14 protein-coding genes are annotated in these 14,934 nt (G+C 59.4%); 1 reads left to right on the top strand and 13 read right to left on the bottom strand.

The features are described 5' to 3' along the window. From ACN0XM_RS00980 to ACN0XM_RS00995, 4 genes are all read right to left on the bottom strand, one after another. Window positions 1-1,209 (bottom strand): ABC transporter substrate-binding protein, encoded by a 1,209-nt coding sequence (locus tag ACN0XM_RS00980; protein ID WP_417565045.1) that lies wholly within the window; start codon window positions 1,207-1,209, stop codon window positions 1-3. A 71-nt stretch (window positions 1,210-1,280) separates the two neighbouring features. Beyond that, window positions 1,281-2,324 carry a branched-chain amino acid ABC transporter permease gene (locus ACN0XM_RS00985; protein WP_417565046.1) on the bottom strand — a complete coding sequence of 348 codons (1,044 nt, stop codon included), beginning with the start codon at window positions 2,322-2,324 and terminating at the stop codon, window positions 1,281-1,283. Between the two features lies 1 nt (window position 2,325). Next, entirely contained in the window at window positions 2,326-3,204 is an 879-nt protein-coding gene (locus ACN0XM_RS00990; RefSeq protein ID WP_417565047.1) for a branched-chain amino acid ABC transporter permease, read from the bottom strand. Continuing rightward, window positions 3,204-4,019 carry an ABC transporter ATP-binding protein gene (locus ACN0XM_RS00995; RefSeq protein WP_417565048.1) on the bottom strand — a complete coding sequence of 272 codons (816 nt, stop codon included), beginning with the start codon at window positions 4,017-4,019 and terminating at the stop codon, window positions 3,204-3,206. Before ACN0XM_RS00995 ends, ACN0XM_RS00990 begins: the two co-directional genes overlap by 1 nt. A gap of 250 nt (window positions 4,020-4,269) precedes the next feature. On the opposite strand from ACN0XM_RS00995, the gene ACN0XM_RS01000 reads away from it, so the two are divergent. Next, window positions 4,270-5,064 carry an enoyl-CoA hydratase/isomerase family protein gene (locus ACN0XM_RS01000; protein WP_417565049.1) on the top strand — a complete coding sequence of 265 codons (795 nt, stop codon included), beginning with the start codon at window positions 4,270-4,272 and terminating at the stop codon, window positions 5,062-5,064. A gap of 44 nt (window positions 5,065-5,108) precedes the next feature. On the opposite strand, the gene ACN0XM_RS01005 is transcribed toward ACN0XM_RS01000, so the two are convergent. The 9 genes from ACN0XM_RS01005 to ACN0XM_RS01045 form a co-directional block, all read right to left on the bottom strand. Further along, window positions 5,109-6,332: a CaiB/BaiF CoA transferase family protein gene (locus ACN0XM_RS01005; RefSeq protein WP_417565050.1), complete on the bottom strand. Its 1,224-nt coding sequence runs from the start codon at window positions 6,330-6,332 to the stop codon at window positions 5,109-5,111. Between the two features lie 24 nt (window positions 6,333-6,356). Then, window positions 6,357-7,820, bottom strand: a complete 1,464-nt coding sequence (locus ACN0XM_RS01010; RefSeq protein WP_417565500.1) for an NAD-dependent succinate-semialdehyde dehydrogenase — start codon at window positions 7,818-7,820, stop codon at window positions 6,357-6,359. Between the two features lie 45 nt (window positions 7,821-7,865). Continuing rightward, window positions 7,866-8,549: a TetR/AcrR family transcriptional regulator gene (locus tag ACN0XM_RS01015; protein WP_417565501.1), complete on the bottom strand. Its 684-nt coding sequence runs from the start codon at window positions 8,547-8,549 to the stop codon at window positions 7,866-7,868. Between the two features lie 43 nt (window positions 8,550-8,592). Continuing rightward, on the bottom strand, window positions 8,593-9,297 hold the full coding sequence (locus ACN0XM_RS01020) for an ABC transporter ATP-binding protein (protein WP_417565051.1): 705 nt from the start codon (window positions 9,295-9,297) through the stop codon (window positions 8,593-8,595). Further along, on the bottom strand, window positions 9,294-10,076 hold the full coding sequence (locus ACN0XM_RS01025) for an ABC transporter ATP-binding protein (RefSeq protein ID WP_417565052.1): 783 nt from the start codon (window positions 10,074-10,076) through the stop codon (window positions 9,294-9,296). The genes ACN0XM_RS01020 and ACN0XM_RS01025 overlap by 4 nt, the downstream gene beginning before the upstream one ends. Continuing rightward, complete coding sequence (locus ACN0XM_RS01030) at window positions 10,073-11,020, bottom strand: branched-chain amino acid ABC transporter permease (RefSeq protein WP_417565053.1); 948 nt, start codon at window positions 11,018-11,020, stop codon at window positions 10,073-10,075. The genes ACN0XM_RS01025 and ACN0XM_RS01030 overlap by 4 nt, the downstream gene beginning before the upstream one ends. Next, window positions 11,017-11,886, bottom strand: a complete 870-nt coding sequence (locus ACN0XM_RS01035) for a branched-chain amino acid ABC transporter permease (RefSeq protein WP_417565054.1) — start codon at window positions 11,884-11,886, stop codon at window positions 11,017-11,019. The genes ACN0XM_RS01030 and ACN0XM_RS01035 overlap by 4 nt, the downstream gene beginning before the upstream one ends. 77 nt (window positions 11,887-11,963) lie before the next feature. Then, on the bottom strand, window positions 11,964-13,187 hold the full coding sequence (locus ACN0XM_RS01040) for an ABC transporter substrate-binding protein (protein WP_417565055.1): 1,224 nt from the start codon (window positions 13,185-13,187) through the stop codon (window positions 11,964-11,966). A gap of 130 nt (window positions 13,188-13,317) precedes the next feature. Next, the gene (locus tag ACN0XM_RS01045; protein WP_417565056.1) at window positions 13,318-14,931 is read right to left on the bottom strand and encodes a long-chain-fatty-acid--CoA ligase; all 1,614 of its coding nucleotides are present in this window, start codon (window positions 14,929-14,931) and stop codon (window positions 13,318-13,320) included. Window positions 14,932-14,934 lie beyond the last annotated feature (3 nt).

Below are 14,934 nucleotides of genomic sequence, written 5' to 3' on the forward strand. Positions count from 1 at the left end.
TCAGTCGAGGTGAATCCAGTCCGATACCGGCTCATAACGGCCTTTCTCGGCATTCACCCGCCAGATACGACCAACCGGGAACGACATATCCTTCACAGTGACCGGAATACCGATGATGCCGCCGGTGTCCCAATCCTCGATGGAAGCCAGTGAGGCGGCCATATTGTCAGCCGTCAGTTCCTTGCCAGCATCCAGGGTGCGCTTGACCACTTCGGTCCACACCATGGCATTGAACCAGCCCTGCATGTAGCCGGTCGGTCGGTAGCCGGCCTCCGGATCACTCTTCTCTGCCTGGGCACGAAGGGCATCCAGCATGGGACCGCTTTCCTCACTGTCGTAATAGTTGTAGGGCATCACGCCCATGTAGCCATCGGCATCAGCACCCATTTTGTCGATGATCAGCTTGTCCGAGGACCAGAAGGTGCCCATGAACTGGGTATCCAGGCCCATTTGGCGCATCTGCACCATGAACTCGTTGATCGGCGACAGCACGTAGCCATGGAACACCACGAAGTCCGGGCGAACGCGACGGAGCTTCAGAACTTCTGCCGATACATCCACACTGCCGGGCTTGGTGACAATGTCCTCGACCACTTCAATACCCAGCTCGGCGGCTCGGGCCTTGCCGTTTTCGATCGGGTCCTTGCCAAACTCGGTATCGCTGTACACGAAGGCAACCGTCGGCATGTCGCCGCCCTGACCCTGGTCAGCGATGTACTCCAGAATAATGCCGAACATCTGGCTGTAATTGGGGCCGGGGATGAACTGATAAGGGTATTGCTCGTTATCGGTCAGCGCCGTGGCAAAGGAAGCACCACTCATCAGCGTGGTGCCCTGGCTGTTCAGCTCCGAGGCGATGGTTTTCATGAAACCAGTGCTGTCACCGTAATAGGTGGCAGGCGAGCTGCTGCCGGAGATCTTCTTGAAGGCCGCCACTGAACGGTCCACCTCGTAGGCGGTGTCCTCCATCACATACTTGACCGGGTGACCATTGATGCCGCCCTGGCTGTTGATCCAGGCCGTGTAGTCGGTTAAACCGGCATGAATATGAATGCCGGCAAAGGCAAACACCCCTGAGAGGGGAATGGAGCCACCGAACACGATGGGTTCCTTGTCCTGGGCCACGGCAGGGGCGGCTACCGATAATGCAGCGACCAGACTGCCCAGCCCGGCGAGCCGGCGCCCTTTTTTGAGGATGTTTCTGAACATGTTTCTTCTCCTTGCTGCTTCTTGTTGTTGGTGTTGCTCGGGTTCTATTTGAAACACTCGTTGGATAACCGTTAATTCCGGAACGGCCACAGGCTGAAAAAACGGCGAATGCGATGCCATATTTCCGCGAGGCCATGGGGTTCGAAGATCAGGAAGCCCACAATCAGGGCGCCGAAGATAATCTCCAGCATCGGCGACATAAACACAGGGGCGTCCGGGTAGAACGGAGTCAGGGCGGCAGTGAGCAACTTCAGGGCTTCCGGCACCAGGGTCATGAAGGCAGCACCGAGTATGCCCCCCAGGAGATTACCCATGCCGCCCACAATCACCGCCGCCAGATAGAAAATGGACATCGACAGAGGGAAGCTCTCCGGCGTCACGACCCGGAAGAAGTAGGCAAACAGGCCACCGGCTACGCCGGCGTAGAAGGAGCTGAGCGCAAATGACATCAGCTTGTAGCGCAACAGGTTAATACCCAGAATCTCAGCGGAAATATCCCGGTCCCGGATGGCGATAAACGCCCGGCCAATGCGGGTCCGGAACACATTCCGGGCGGCAAACATCATCAGCACCGCCAGCGGCACGATGATGAAATACATCATGAAATCACTCTGGAAGGTCACCCCGAACAGATGCGCCGGCTCCAGGCTCAGGCCGCCCATGCCACCGGTGACCGATTCCCACTCGGCGAAGATGAAATGCAGGAACACACTGGCCGCCAGGGTGGCGATCGCCAGGTAAAGCCCCTTGACCCGCAGCGAGGGCAGGCCCACCAAAATCCCTACTGCGGCGGCCATAAGCCCCGCCAGCACCAGGGTTACCGGGAACGGAAGGCCGGTATTGAGGGAGAGCCAGGCTACGGTGTAGGCGCCCACGCCCATAAAACCGGCCTGCCCCAGCGAAATCAGGCCGGTAAAGCCAGTCAGGATATTCAGGCCGGTCGTGCTGATTACGGCAATGCCGACGAGGCAGCCGAGGTAGAGCAGATACGAATCGGCCATAAAAGGGAACAGCAGCAGAACCACCAGAAGCAGCCCGAGCCACAGCTTCTGGGTCTGGCTGGTCCAGATCGCCTCATCGGCCTCGTAGCTCTGTTTTGCGTCACCGATGCGCATCTTACACTCGCTCTATTTCGTGGGTGCCAAAAAGGCCATAGGGGCGTATCACCAGAATCACCGCCAGCACCAGAAAGGTCGCCGGCATCCGGTACTCACCACCCAGGTAGGCGCCGGCCACGGTTTCCAGCCAGCCGATAAACACCCCGGCGATCAGGGCACCGAGAATGCTGTCCAGGCCGCCAACGATAACCACCACCAGCACGCTCAGCCCGATGATCCCGAACTGGGGGCTGAGGCCGCCGGTCGCTGCCACCAATACTCCGGCCAGTGACGCCGCCAGAGAACCGAACACCCAGGCCATGTTGAACACCCTGCGCACGTTGATGCCCATGGAATAGGCGGCGGCCTGATCCGAGGCGGTCGCCCGCAACGCCACACCGCCCCGGGAGAATCGGAAATAGAGCAGGTAAATAATCAGCAGGGCGGAACCAATCAGGAAACCGTAAGCAATTTTGGGGGCAAGATAGAGCGGCCCAATAAACACCGGTTCCCGGGGCAGGAAGCTGGGAAGCAGTTGCGGGTTGGCGGTCCAGATGAACTCCACCAGCCCCACCAGGATACTGGCGATACCGATCGTGACCATCACCACCGAGATTGGGGATTCACCCAGCATTGGCCGGATCATGGTCTTTTCAATGACACCGCCCAGGATGCTGCCGCCGATTACCGCCATTGGCAGGGCAATCCACGCAGAGAGCTCCATGCCACCAGCAAAGGCCAGGAACAGATAGGCCGCAAACATCATGATTTCGCCGATCGCAAAATTGATCACCCGGGTAGCCTTGTAGATGATCACAAAGCCCAGGGCAATCAGGGCGTAAAGCCCGCCCATGGCCAGGCCTGCCAGGCTGATTTCGCCGAAGAACAACCAATCCATCAGGCAGCCTCCCCTTCCGGGTTGAGCTTCACACGCAGGCTGTCGATGTCACTGTTGCCCAGATAGGCCCTGATTACCTCGGGGTTTTTCTGTACATCAGCCGGCAGTCCCTCGGTAATGACCTGGCCAAAATTGAGCACCGCAATGTGGTCAGAAATATCCATGACCATAGCCATGTCGTGTTCCACCATCAGCACGGTGATGCCCCACTCTTCCCGGATATCCAGGATAAAGCGGGCCATGTCCTCTTTTTCTTCCCGGTTCATGCCGGCCACCGGCTCATCCAGCATCAGCACTTTCGGCTGCATGGCCAGTGCCCGGGCCAGCTCCACCCGCTTCTGCAGCCCGTAGGAAAGGCTTGCCACCGGCTGGCGACGGATATGGTCAATTTCGAGAAAATCAATGATCCGTTCTTCAATATCCCTGCGGACTGCCATCTCCTCCCGGCGGGCAGGGCCGAAATAGGCCAGAGCACTTAGCAGGCCACTCTTCATGTGCACGTGAGCACCAAGCTTGATGTTGTCGAGGACGGTCATACCCCGGAACAGGGCGATGTTCTGGAAGGTTCGGGCCAGACCCAACGCGGCCCGGCGCGGCGGCTTGATGCCACTTGATAGCAGCTGGCCCTCGTAACTGATCGAGCCCTGCTGGGGCCTGTAAAAACCGGAAATGCAGTTGAACAGGGAGGTCTTGCCGGCACCGTTTGGGCCAATGATGGTGGTAACGGTGTTCTCGGGCACCCGGAAACTCACATCCTGCAGGGCCTTCACACCACCAAAAGAAAGAGACAGATTGCTGATCTCGAGGATGCTCACTTTACCTCCCGGCACCCTTGGCGCCGGATGAACAGGCACGCGAACACGCCTCACTCATACCAAACTCACGCCTAAAGATGATTGTAATTTTTATTTTTCCTGGCCATCGGGGTTAGCCCCGATCACGGTTTAAAGTAGTCCATTCAGGCAACTTTAGGCAATCCCCTCTATCCTGTTGCCTGCCAGATAACAAAATTAGTTACGCAGGCAACCCGCATTCAGACCTGCCGCAACGGGAGAGCACGCAACCATGACAGACAGCCTGGTAATCACCGGATTTGACGCCAAGACCGGTGTGGCAACGCTGACCTTTAACCGGCCAGAAGCCCTGAACGCGATCAATGTGCCCCTGGCGGAAGCCTTTCTTTCCGCTGTCCGGGAGCTGAAAGATCGTTCGGGAGTGCGCTGCATAGTCCTCACCGGCGCAGGACGTGCCTTTATGGCAGGTGGTGACGTCGCCAGCATGTCCGGCACATCGGAACAGGCCGGCAATGCGATAAGCGCCATTTTGGATGCCGTCAATCCCGCCATTCTGCTGTTGCGCAGCATGGATGCCCCGGTAATCGCAGCGGTAAAGGGTGTCGCCGCCGGCGCTGGGCTCAGCCTGGCACTCATGGCGGATCTGGTTGTGGCCCATGAAGACACCAGGTTTCTGGTGGCTTATAACGGCATCGGCGCCGTCCCTGACTGTGGCGGCAGCTGGTTTCTGGCGCACAAGATCGGCGCTGGCCGGGCGGCGGAACTGATGCTGCTGGGCCGGACTCTGACCGCGTCGGAAGCGAAAGACTGGGGCATGATCACCGAGTTTGCCGCGGACAACGAGTATGAAAGTCTGCTGAACATGATCATCAATAAAGTCGCCAACGGGCCCACCCGTGCGTTTGGTGCTTTTCGCCAGCTTACCGACCGGGCCAATGGCAATCAGTTGGCCGCCCACCTGGAAGCGGAACGGGCAGCCTTCCTTGAAATGACGCAGACTGCGGATTTTGCCCGGGGTGTGTCGGCGTTTCTCGCCAAGCGGGCTGCGCAATTCCAGGGCCGGTAAACAAGCGGGGACGCCCGTCCGTGGTAACCCCTCACAACTGAGACTCAGGAGATGATACCCCGTTCCCTGAGCGCCTGAACCTCACCGGAAGAAAGACCGGCAACGTGCTGCAGGACCCGCTCCGACTGCTCCCCCAATAGAGGCGGTGCCGTGCGGTAGGTTACCGGTGTCAGTTTCAGCTTGATCGGATTGCCAACCGTTGGCACGTCACCCAGGGCAGGATGGGTGACAGTCTGCCTCATCCCCCGGGCCAGAACCTGGGGATCGTCAAATACCTGATCAAGGGTATTCACTGGCCCGCAGGGCACCCCGGCCCGCTCCAGAATTTCAACCCACTCCCTGGTGGACCGCATTACGGTGGCCTGCCTCAGCTTCGGGATCAGCTCCCTGCGATTGGCCACCCGGGCGCGGTTTGTCGCAAAGCGCTCGTCGCTCGCCCACTCCCCATGCTCCAGCACATCACACAGCCGGGCAAACTGCTGATCGTTGCCGATCGTCAGCACCATATTGCCGTCGGCCGTAGGGAAATCCTGGTAAGGAACGATGTTGGGGTGGGCATTCCCCATCCTGACTGGTGCCGTGCCCGTGGTCAGGTAATTCATGGCCTGGTTGGCCAGGCAGGCCACCTGCACATCCAGCAGCGCGGCCTCCACATACTGGCCTTCCCCGGTTCGGTCCCGATGGCTGAGAGCGGCGAGTACGCCGATGGTGGCGTAGAGACCGGTCATGATGTCCGTCAGGGCCACACCCACCTTCATCGGGCCCGCGCCAGGCTCGCTGTCCGGCTGCCCGGTGATGCTCATCAACCCGCCCATGGCCTGGATCAGGAAATCATAGCCGGGGCGGTCCGCATAGGGGCCGTCCTGGCCAAACCCGGTGATCGAACAGTAAATGAGTTTGGGGTTGATGCGCTTCAGACTGTCGTAATCCAGGCCATAGCGCTTGAGACCGCCCACCTTGAAATTTTCCAGTACCACATCCGATTCCGCCACCAGCTTGCGGACCAGCTCCTGCCCCTCCGGATGGGCGATATCAACCGCCAGGGACTGCTTGTTCCGGTTGGCGCTCAGGAAGTAGGCGGAGAGTTCCGCGCTGCCATCAGCGCCCTTAAGATAGGGCGGTCCCCAGGAGCGGGTGTCGTCACCGGTTCCCGGGCGCTCGATCTTGATGACCTCCGCGCCCAGATCCCCCAGGATCTGACTCGCCCAAGGACCCGCCAGGACCCGTGAAAGATCCAGGACACGCAGGTGAGACAGAGAGCCTGACATCCGATTCTCCTTAGAGGTGGGCGTTTAGCGCATGCCACCGAGGCAGAGATATTTGAGTTCCATGAACTCGTCCATTCCATACCGGGAGCCTTCCCGGCCAAGGCCGCTTTCCTTGACGCCACCAAAGGGTGCTGTCTCGGTGGAAATGATCCCATCGTTGATACCGATCATGCCGGTTTCAAGAGCCTCAGCCACATGCCAGATACGCCGGATGTCATTGCTGTAGAAGTAGGCGGCCAGACCGAATTCCGAGTCATTGGCCATGGCGATTGCCTGCTCCTCGGTATCAAACCGGAACAGCGGCGCCACCGGACCAAAAGTCTCTTCGCTGGCCACCAGCATGTCCTGGGTGACATCGGTGAGAATGGTCGGCTCGAAGAAGGTGCCGCCCAGTGCGTGTACCTGGCCGCCGAGGACCACTTTCGCGCCCTTGCCGGTGGCATCGGCGATGTGCCGTTTGACCTTATCCAGTGCCGCCCGGTTAATCAACGGGCCCTGATGAGTCTCGCCGTCGAGACCGGGGCCCACGACCATCTTGCCGACGGCCGCTTTCAGCTTTTCGACAAATGCGTCATACACAGCGGACTGCACATAGATGCGGTTGGCGCACACACAGGTCTGACCGGTGTTACGGTACTTGGAGGCCATCAGCCCCGTCACAGCAGCATCAAGATCGGCGTCGTCAAACACGATGAACGGGGCATTGCCACCCAGCTCCAGACTCACTTTCTTGACCGTGCCGCTGGCCTGGCGCATGAGCAGTTTGCCCACTGGGGTAGAACCGGTGAATGACACTTTGCGAACCACCGGGTTGGTGCTCAGTTCCTCACCCACCTCCGGCGCCCGGGCCTTTGCACAGGTGATAATGTTGAGGATGCCCGCGGGAACACCGGCCTCCTCCGCCAACACCGCCAGGGCAAGGGCGCACAGCGGGGTATCCTCTGCCGGCTTAACCACCACCGGACACCCGGCCGCCAGGGCCGGTGCCACCTTGCGGGTGATCATGGCCACCGGAAAGTTCCAGGGCGTGATTGCCGCCACCACCCCGATAGGCTGTTTGATCACCACGATCCGCTTGTCCCGGCCATGGCCCGGGATCACGTCGCCATAGGCTCGTTTGGCTTCCTCGGCAAACCACTCAATAAAGCTGGCGCCGTACCCCACCTCACCCCGGGCTTCCGCCAGCGGCTTGCCCTGTTCCGCTGTCATCAGCCGGGCCAGGTCTTCCTGATGTTGCATCACCAGATCGAACCACCGGCGCAGGATACCCGCTCGCTCTTTGGCCGGGCGGGCACGCCACTCCGGCCATGCGGCCTCGGCCGCCCGGATGGCCTGCCGGGTGTCTTCTGCGTCCATATCCGGCACCTCTGCCAGATGCTCGCCATTGGCCGGGTTGGTCACCGGGAATCGGTTGCCTGAACGGGCCTGGACCCATTCCCCGTTGATATAGGCGCTTTCGCGCAAAAGTTCGGAGTTCGTCAATCGGATCGTCATCACAGTCCTCGCGGCCCTCAGAAGAGGGAGTCAATGGCCTCAGAGCAGATAGCTTTCAATCACATCCCGGACAAACGCAGCATAGTCGTCAACGGCAACATTCTGATCCCGGTATTTTCTACGTTTCAGGTACCAGTCCTGCAACAGAGCCTTGATCATCGAGGCCACGAGGCGGGCGTTCCTGGGCTGGTATACTTCTGCCTCGATACCGTCTTCAATGACCCTGAGGAAAATATCCTCAATCTCAAGCTCGATGGCAACCGCATCCCGCTTTTCCGCAGCCGGCAGGCTCTTGGCTTCCATGTAGGAAAAGTAGAACCACGCCCGCATCAACTCACTCAGGTATAAGTGCGCTTTGATCGCGGCAAACAAACGGTCACGCACATCACGAACTCCTCCAGTGTAATGAAGCAAGGTCCGGCGGGTGATTATGAACCCGTGGCTCTGAATCAGGTGGATCAGGTCGTCCTTGTTGCGAATGTAAGCATAGAGCCCGCCCATGCTTAACCCGGAATCCGCGCACAGGTCCCTCAGCGTCATGGCATGAAAGCCCTTGGAGTTTGCCAGCCGCAGGGTCGACTCGATGATCCGGGTCAGATTTTTGACCGCCGTCGCCTCCTTCTTAATGCTGATTCGTTCCTTGTTCTGGCGGTATACATCACGAATCACATCCTCTTTGGACATGCTGAGGTCACCAAGGAATGTTTCGTAATTTTCGATCATATCTGCCACGACTACCTGCTCCTGCGGCGGGTTATGAGCCTAATCAGGCTACTGACAGGAACCGGTCCTGGGTGGCCTGATCAGCCCTCAATTCATTACTGGTTGCCTCATGCACGACCTGACCCTTTTCAAGGATATAGGCCCTCTGAGCATGCTTGAGAGCAAAACGCACGCTCTGGTCGGTGAACAGGATCGTTGTGGTCTGGCTCAGGTCGTCGATCAGCTCACCAATCTGCTGCACGATGACCGGGGCCAGGCCTTCATTGGGCTCATCCAGCAACAACAGTCGTGGCTGGATCATCAGGGACCGCGCCACCGCCAGCATCTGTTGCTGGCCACCGGACAGGGTGGCGCCGTCCTGGTCCGCCCGCTCGCCCAGCATCTCGTATTTCTTGAGGATACCATCCACTGTCCAGCGCGCGGCACTGCCCTTACGTTGATAAGCGGCCACATCCAGGTTGTCCCGCACCGTCAACCCGGGAAAGATCCGGCGATCTTCCGGCACATACCCGATGCCTGCGCGGGCAATCCGGTGCGCCGGCCAGCCCTGGACCGGCTTGCCTTCGTAGATCACCTCTCCGGACCTCGGAGGTGTCAGCCCCATAATGCTTTTCAGGGTGGTGCTCTTTCCCGCGCCGTTCCGGCCGAGGATGCATACTGTCTCACCGGCGTCGAGTTGAAGGGTAACACCCTGGAGCGCCTGACTCTCACCATAGAACGTCTGGATATTGCGAACATCAAGAATCATGGGTTGGCCTCCTCGACCGCCTCGTCGTCTTCCTCGCCCAGGTACGCAACACGAACCTCCGGATGGCTCTTCACTTCCTCCGGTGTACCGGCAAAGAGCTTCTCGCCCCGGTGCATAACCAGAATCCGGTCCGCCAGGTTGAAAACCACGTCCATATCGTGCTCGGTGATCATGAACGTGTAGTCACCGCTGTCCGCAAGCTTCTTGATCAGCCGGGTGGTGCGCCGGGTTTCGTCCGGGGTCATCCCGGCGGTGGGTTCGTCCAGCAATACCAGTTTGGGCTGAGTAGCCAGCACCATGGCGATCTCCAGCAATCGCTTGTCGCCGTAGCTGATAACTTCGGCACGCTGCGCCCTCAGGCTGTCGATGCCCAGACGCTTCAGAAACTCAACCGCCTCCTGCTGGATGGCGGTATTGCGAGACGCGATGTTGAACAGCCTGCGGCTGTGGCCGTGATAGGCCGACAGCACCACTTCCACGTTCTCCTGCACTGTCATCTCGGGGAAGATGTTGTTGATCTGGAAGGATCGGGAGACTCCCAGCCGGCTGATCTTGTGGGGCGGCATCCCGGTGATGTCCTTGCCGGCCAGCATAATCTTGCCTTCAGTCGGCTGCATCCGGCCGGAGACCATGTTGTAGAAGGTGGTCTTACCGGCACCATTGGGGCCGATAATAGCGATGGTTTCCTTGGGCATGACCTCCAGGTTGATCCCGGAAACCGCCGTAACGCCGCCAAAGCGTTTGGTCAGGTTGGCAATGGTAAGAACCGGGTTGCTCATTTCTTCACCTCCATCCACCAGTCAATGGCGGTACCGAGCAGACCCTTGCGGAAGAAGATCACCATCATAGCCAGGATGATGCCCAGAACCAGCATCCAGGATTCTGTGTAAGTGGTGATCCAGGTTTCCAGCAATACAAACGCCGCAGAACCGATGAACGGGCCCAGGAAATACCCGGTACCACCGAGGATGGCCATCAGTATGGGTTCGGCGGACATGGACCAGTGCAGCAGCTCCGGGCTGGCCACCCGCAGGAACGGGGCGATCAGACCACCGGCCAGGCCCGCGAAAGTGCCGGCAATGACGAACGCCACCAAGCGGTACGTCCGCACGTTCAGCCCGGCGAAGGATACCCGCTCGGGATTCTGGCGGATGGCCCTGAGAATCATGCCGAAAGAGCTGCGGCAGATCAGGTAAAGCACTATCGAGGCAATGGCCACGATAGCCAGCACTACGTGGTAATAGACCGACGGATTAGCCAGCGTCAGATCAAGGCCGAGCCCGAATGAGCCGAGGGTAAACCCGGCAAGACCATCACTGCCGTTGGTCACCGAACGCCACTGGTAGGCGATCGCAAAGACCATCATGCCAAAGGCCAGGGTGAGCATGGCAAAATACACCTCATTGAGCCGAACGCTCAGGAAGCCAATGACCAACGCCAGCGCTGCCGATGCCGCCATGGAAACCAGCAGGCAGGCCAGGAAGGGCCATTGCAGATGAATCAGCACCAGGGCCATGGCGTAAGAGCCGATACCGAAGAAGGCCGCATGCCCGAAGCTCAGCATGCCGGTATAACCGAAGATGAGGTTGAAGCTGGCGGCGAACAGGCCCAGGATCAGGATCTCGGTAAAGATAAACACATAGAAATAAGAAGCAATCCAGGGCACCGCAATCAGCCCGGCAATCACCACGGCCAGTATGGCCATCAGAACCTTGGTCTTCATGCGCTCGCCCCCTTGCCCATAATGCCGTTTGGTTTGAACAACAGAACCAGCGCCATGCCCACGAACGGCAACAGCAGGTTCACTTCCGGCAGGTAGCGGCCACCGAAGCCGTGAATCAGGCCCAGAATGATGGCGCCGAGCAAGGCACCCGGGAAACTGCCCAGGCCGCCGATCACCACCACAATGAACGACTCGATAATGATCTTGTCCCCCATTCCCGGGTCCAGCGCACGCATGGGCGCTGCCATCACACCACCGACGGCGGCCAGCCAGGCACCAAAGGCAAACACGCCGGTCACCACCAGCCGGGTATTGATGCACAGGGCCTCGGCCATGTCCCGGTCCAGCGCCGCTGCTCGCATGATGCGGCCGACGCGGGTGCGGTTGAACAGGTACCAGAGCCCGGCCAGCAATAACAGACCAATGACAATCACGAACAGGCTGTAGGTGGCCACGGAACTGCCCAGCAGCTCGACTGAACCGGAAAGCAGCTGCGGCGGCTGGACCACATGGATGCCGCTACCCCAGATCATTCGCACACTCTCGTTGATGATCAGCAGAATGGCGAAGGTCAGTAGCAGGCTGTCTGCCACGTCCCGGGAATAGATGAAGCGCAGCAGGACCCGGTCGATGACTACCGCCAGAATGGCAACGCCAACCGGAGCCAGGAGCAGGGCCGCCCAGAAGGGCATTCCCGCTATGTTAATCAGGGTGAAGGCCAGGTAGGCCCCCAGCATGTAAAGTGCCCCGTGGGCAAAATTGATGATGTTCAGCACACCGAACACGATGTTCAGGCCCACTGCGATAATGAACAGCAGCAGGCCGATATCGAGACTATTCAGCAACGCCGCTCCGATGCCAGACATGGATTACCTCATTAGATTGGAGCCGGTTTCGTGGCGCCCGGGAGGGCGCCACGGCAAGCGTAAAAACAACAATCAGATCAAAGCTTGCAACCGGTCTCTTCAATGGTGCGGGCTACTTTTTCACCGTCAAAGATCCGCAGGTTCGTCAGCGTGCGAATGCCGTGCTCAGGATGCATTGGGCCGGAAACACCCCAGTTCGGGCTGACCATCGCCTGGTGATCACCCTCACGGAACGTCACCGTACCGTTCGGTGCCTCCAGGCTCATACCGCTAAGCGCCTTGGCGACGGCAGGACCTTCGGTGGTGCCGGCTGTTTCCATGGCCTTTTTATAGGCATAGATCGCTGCGTAGGCGCCCTCGGCGTTGTAGCTCGGGGGCGTGCCGTAGGCGTCAATGTACGCTTTTACGAAGCGATCATTCACGGGGTTGTCATAGGCTTCATACCAATAGCGCGTCGACAGATGCACACCCTCTGGCATTTCCTCGCCCAGAGCAGAGAGCACCTCGGTCGCGGCACCAACGGTAAACATCACCTCCATGTCCTTTTCGAAGAACCCACGGGTATTGGCCTGGCGGATAAAGTTGACCAGGTCACCACCCCAGACCGAAATCAGCACACCCTCGGCATCAGAATCCATAACCCGGTCAATGAACGGGGTGAAATCCTCGGCACCAAAGCGCGGGAAGTTGGTCTCCGACATCAGGTTCACATCCGGCTTGATCTCTTTGAGGTAATTGCCGAAGAACTCCCAGGACTGGTGGCCGAAGGCGTAGTCCGGGCCGATGGTGGTCCAGTTGGTGGCATCGGTTTCAGCAGCCACCAGGGCCGCAGCCTTCATGTTCTGGGCCACGTTCACGCTGATGCGGTAGGTAAATGCGTTACACAGATTGCCGGTGACGTCCGGCGTGGCGGCGTGGGTGATGATCAGTGGCTTCTGCAGCTCTGGCATGGTCGGAACCATACCCTGGGCAACACCCGAGCTGTCCAGACCCACCAGGGCGTCGACGCCCTCGGAATAAACCAGTTTCCGGGCTGCCTGAATGGCCACCGAGGCCTTGCCCTGGCTGTCCTCATAGACCATCTCGACCTGGCGACCCAGAATGCCCCCGGAGCCATTGATTTCATCCACCGCCAGGTTGATGCCCTTCTGGGCAAACTCGCCGTAGGTGGCAGCACTGCCAGAGAGAATGTAGAGACCCCCGATCCGGATCGGATCCTCAGCATAGCTGGTACCAGCGGTACCCAGCGTAGCGGCTGCGGTCATCGCAACCAGCAGTTTCTTGATGCTTGTTATTTTCATGGTAATGCTCCTGTGTTCTTGTCTTTGTTGTCACTGGAACTTTCAGGCCCCTTGCATCAGGGCCGGCTTTCGTTGTTGTAAATCCGTTGTTCGCGTTATCGCAACCTCCTGCTGACCATGGTCAGCCCAGTCATCGTGACAGAGAGTCCCGGAGAATGTTTTTACGGATCTTGCCGGTGGCGGTCTTGGGCAGTTCACCAAGCACCACCTTTCGTGGCGCCTTGAAGTGCGCCATGTGCTCCCGACAAAAAGCAATAATCTCCTCGGGGGTGGGTTCCTCGCCGTCATCGACCGGATTGACAAAGGCACAGGGCACCTCGCCCCATTTCTCGTCAGCCATGGCCACCACCGCCGCCTCGGAGACTTTCGGATGCCGGTAAAGGACCTCTTCCACTTCCAGGCTGGAAATGTTTTCGCCGCCCGAGATGATCACGTCCTTGGCCCGGTCCCGGATTTCAACATAGTGATCCGGATGCATAACGGCCAGGTCCCCGGTGTGGAACCAGCCGTCGCTGAACGCCTTCTCCGTGGCTTCCGCATTCTTCAGGTAACCCTTCATCACGGTATTGCCGCGGATACAGATCTCACCCATGGCGTTGCCGTCAGCAGGTACCGGCTCCCCGCTGACCATATCCAGCACCGCGACCTCGTCCAGGCCATGGGTGGGAACGCCCTGACGGGACATCTTCACCGACCGCTCCTCCAGCGGCAATTGTTGCCATTCCGGCTGAGGCACACACAGTGTCGAAGGCCCGAATGTCTCGGTCAGGCCATACAGGTGAGTAATCTGGAAGCCGATCTCCTCTGCCTTGCGGATTACACTGCTGGGGGGCGCTGCGCCACCCAGGGCGAATTGCGCGGGCCGGGAGAGTGTCAGGCCCTGGCGACCCAGGTCCTGCAGCAGCATGTTCATCACGATTGGCGCACCGCACATGTGGGTGACACCGTAATCCTCGATCCGGCGGTAGATTGCCATGGCGTCCACCTCCCGCAGGCATACGTGGGTGCCACCCACGGCGGTGATAGCCCAGGTATAGGCCCAGCCATTGCAATGGAACATCGGCAGGGTCCACAGGTAGACGGTCTCGGCGGTCATATTGAACACCATGGCGTTGGTCATGGCCGCCAGGTAGGCGCCGCGGTGGTGATAGACCACGCCTTTGGGATTGCCGGTAGTGCCAGAAGTGTAATTCAGGGTGATGGCGTCCCATTCGTCGGAGGGACGTTGCCAGGAGGCCTCCGGATCGCCTTCGTTCAGGAGACTCTCGTAATCCAGGTCCGACAGACCCTCACTCGCCCCCGCCTTGCGCTCGATGGCGACCAGCAATGGCGGCACCTCCAGCTCGGCGATGGCGGCCCGAACCTCGTTTTCCCACTGGGTATCGTAAAGCAACACTCGGGCTTCACCATGGGCCAGAATGAAGGAAAGCGTTGCGGCATCCAGGCGGATATTGATCGAGTTGAGTACGGCCCCGGCCATGGGCACGGAATAATGGGACTCCAGCATTTCATGGCTGTTCGGGCACAGAATGGCCACCGTGTCGCCGGGGTTGATACCCCGGCGACGAAGCGCATCGCCGACCTGGCGACAGCGCTGGTAGAGTTCACGGTAGGACAGTGACCGGTCATCGTCGATGACTGCCCGCTTTTCCGGGTAGACCTGCGCCGAGCGCTGAAGCAGGTTCAGCGGTGTCAGCGCAGAATGGTTGGCCGCGGTCTTGTCGAGGTTATTGTACTTATCCATGAT

Origin of the sequence: Marinobacter sp., assembly GCF_048269445.1 — a bacterium.
In the GTDB taxonomy this organism is placed as follows: Bacteria; Pseudomonadota; Gammaproteobacteria; order Pseudomonadales; family Oleiphilaceae; genus Marinobacter.

Coding starts and splice junctions, on each gene's coding strand:
- ACN0XM_RS00980 (WP_417565045.1), bottom strand. CDS start 1,209: ATGTTCAGAAACATCCTCAAAAAAGGGCGCCGGCTCGCCGGGCTGGGC.
- ACN0XM_RS00985 (WP_417565046.1), bottom strand. CDS start 2,324: ATGCGCATCGGTGACGCAAAACAGAGCTACGAGGCCGATGAGGCGATC.
- ACN0XM_RS00990 (WP_417565047.1), bottom strand. CDS start 3,204: ATGGATTGGTTGTTCTTCGGCGAAATCAGCCTGGCAGGCCTGGCCATG.
- ACN0XM_RS01000 (WP_417565049.1), top strand. CDS start 4,270: ATGACAGACAGCCTGGTAATCACCGGATTTGACGCCAAGACCGGTGTG.
- ACN0XM_RS01005 (WP_417565050.1), bottom strand. CDS start 6,332: ATGTCAGGCTCTCTGTCTCACCTGCGTGTCCTGGATCTTTCACGGGTC.
- ACN0XM_RS01015 (WP_417565501.1), bottom strand. CDS start 8,549: ATGATCGAAAATTACGAAACATTCCTTGGTGACCTCAGCATGTCCAAA.
- ACN0XM_RS01020 (WP_417565051.1), bottom strand. CDS start 9,297: ATGATTCTTGATGTTCGCAATATCCAGACGTTCTATGGTGAGAGTCAG.
- ACN0XM_RS01025 (WP_417565052.1), bottom strand. CDS start 10,076: ATGAGCAACCCGGTTCTTACCATTGCCAACCTGACCAAACGCTTTGGC.
- ACN0XM_RS01030 (WP_417565053.1), bottom strand. CDS start 11,020: ATGAAGACCAAGGTTCTGATGGCCATACTGGCCGTGGTGATTGCCGGG.
- ACN0XM_RS01035 (WP_417565054.1), bottom strand. CDS start 11,886: ATGTCTGGCATCGGAGCGGCGTTGCTGAATAGTCTCGATATCGGCCTG.
- ACN0XM_RS01040 (WP_417565055.1), bottom strand. CDS start 13,187: ATGAAAATAACAAGCATCAAGAAACTGCTGGTTGCGATGACCGCAGCC.
- ACN0XM_RS01045 (WP_417565056.1), bottom strand. CDS start 14,931: ATGGATAAGTACAATAACCTCGACAAGACCGCGGCCAACCATTCTGCG.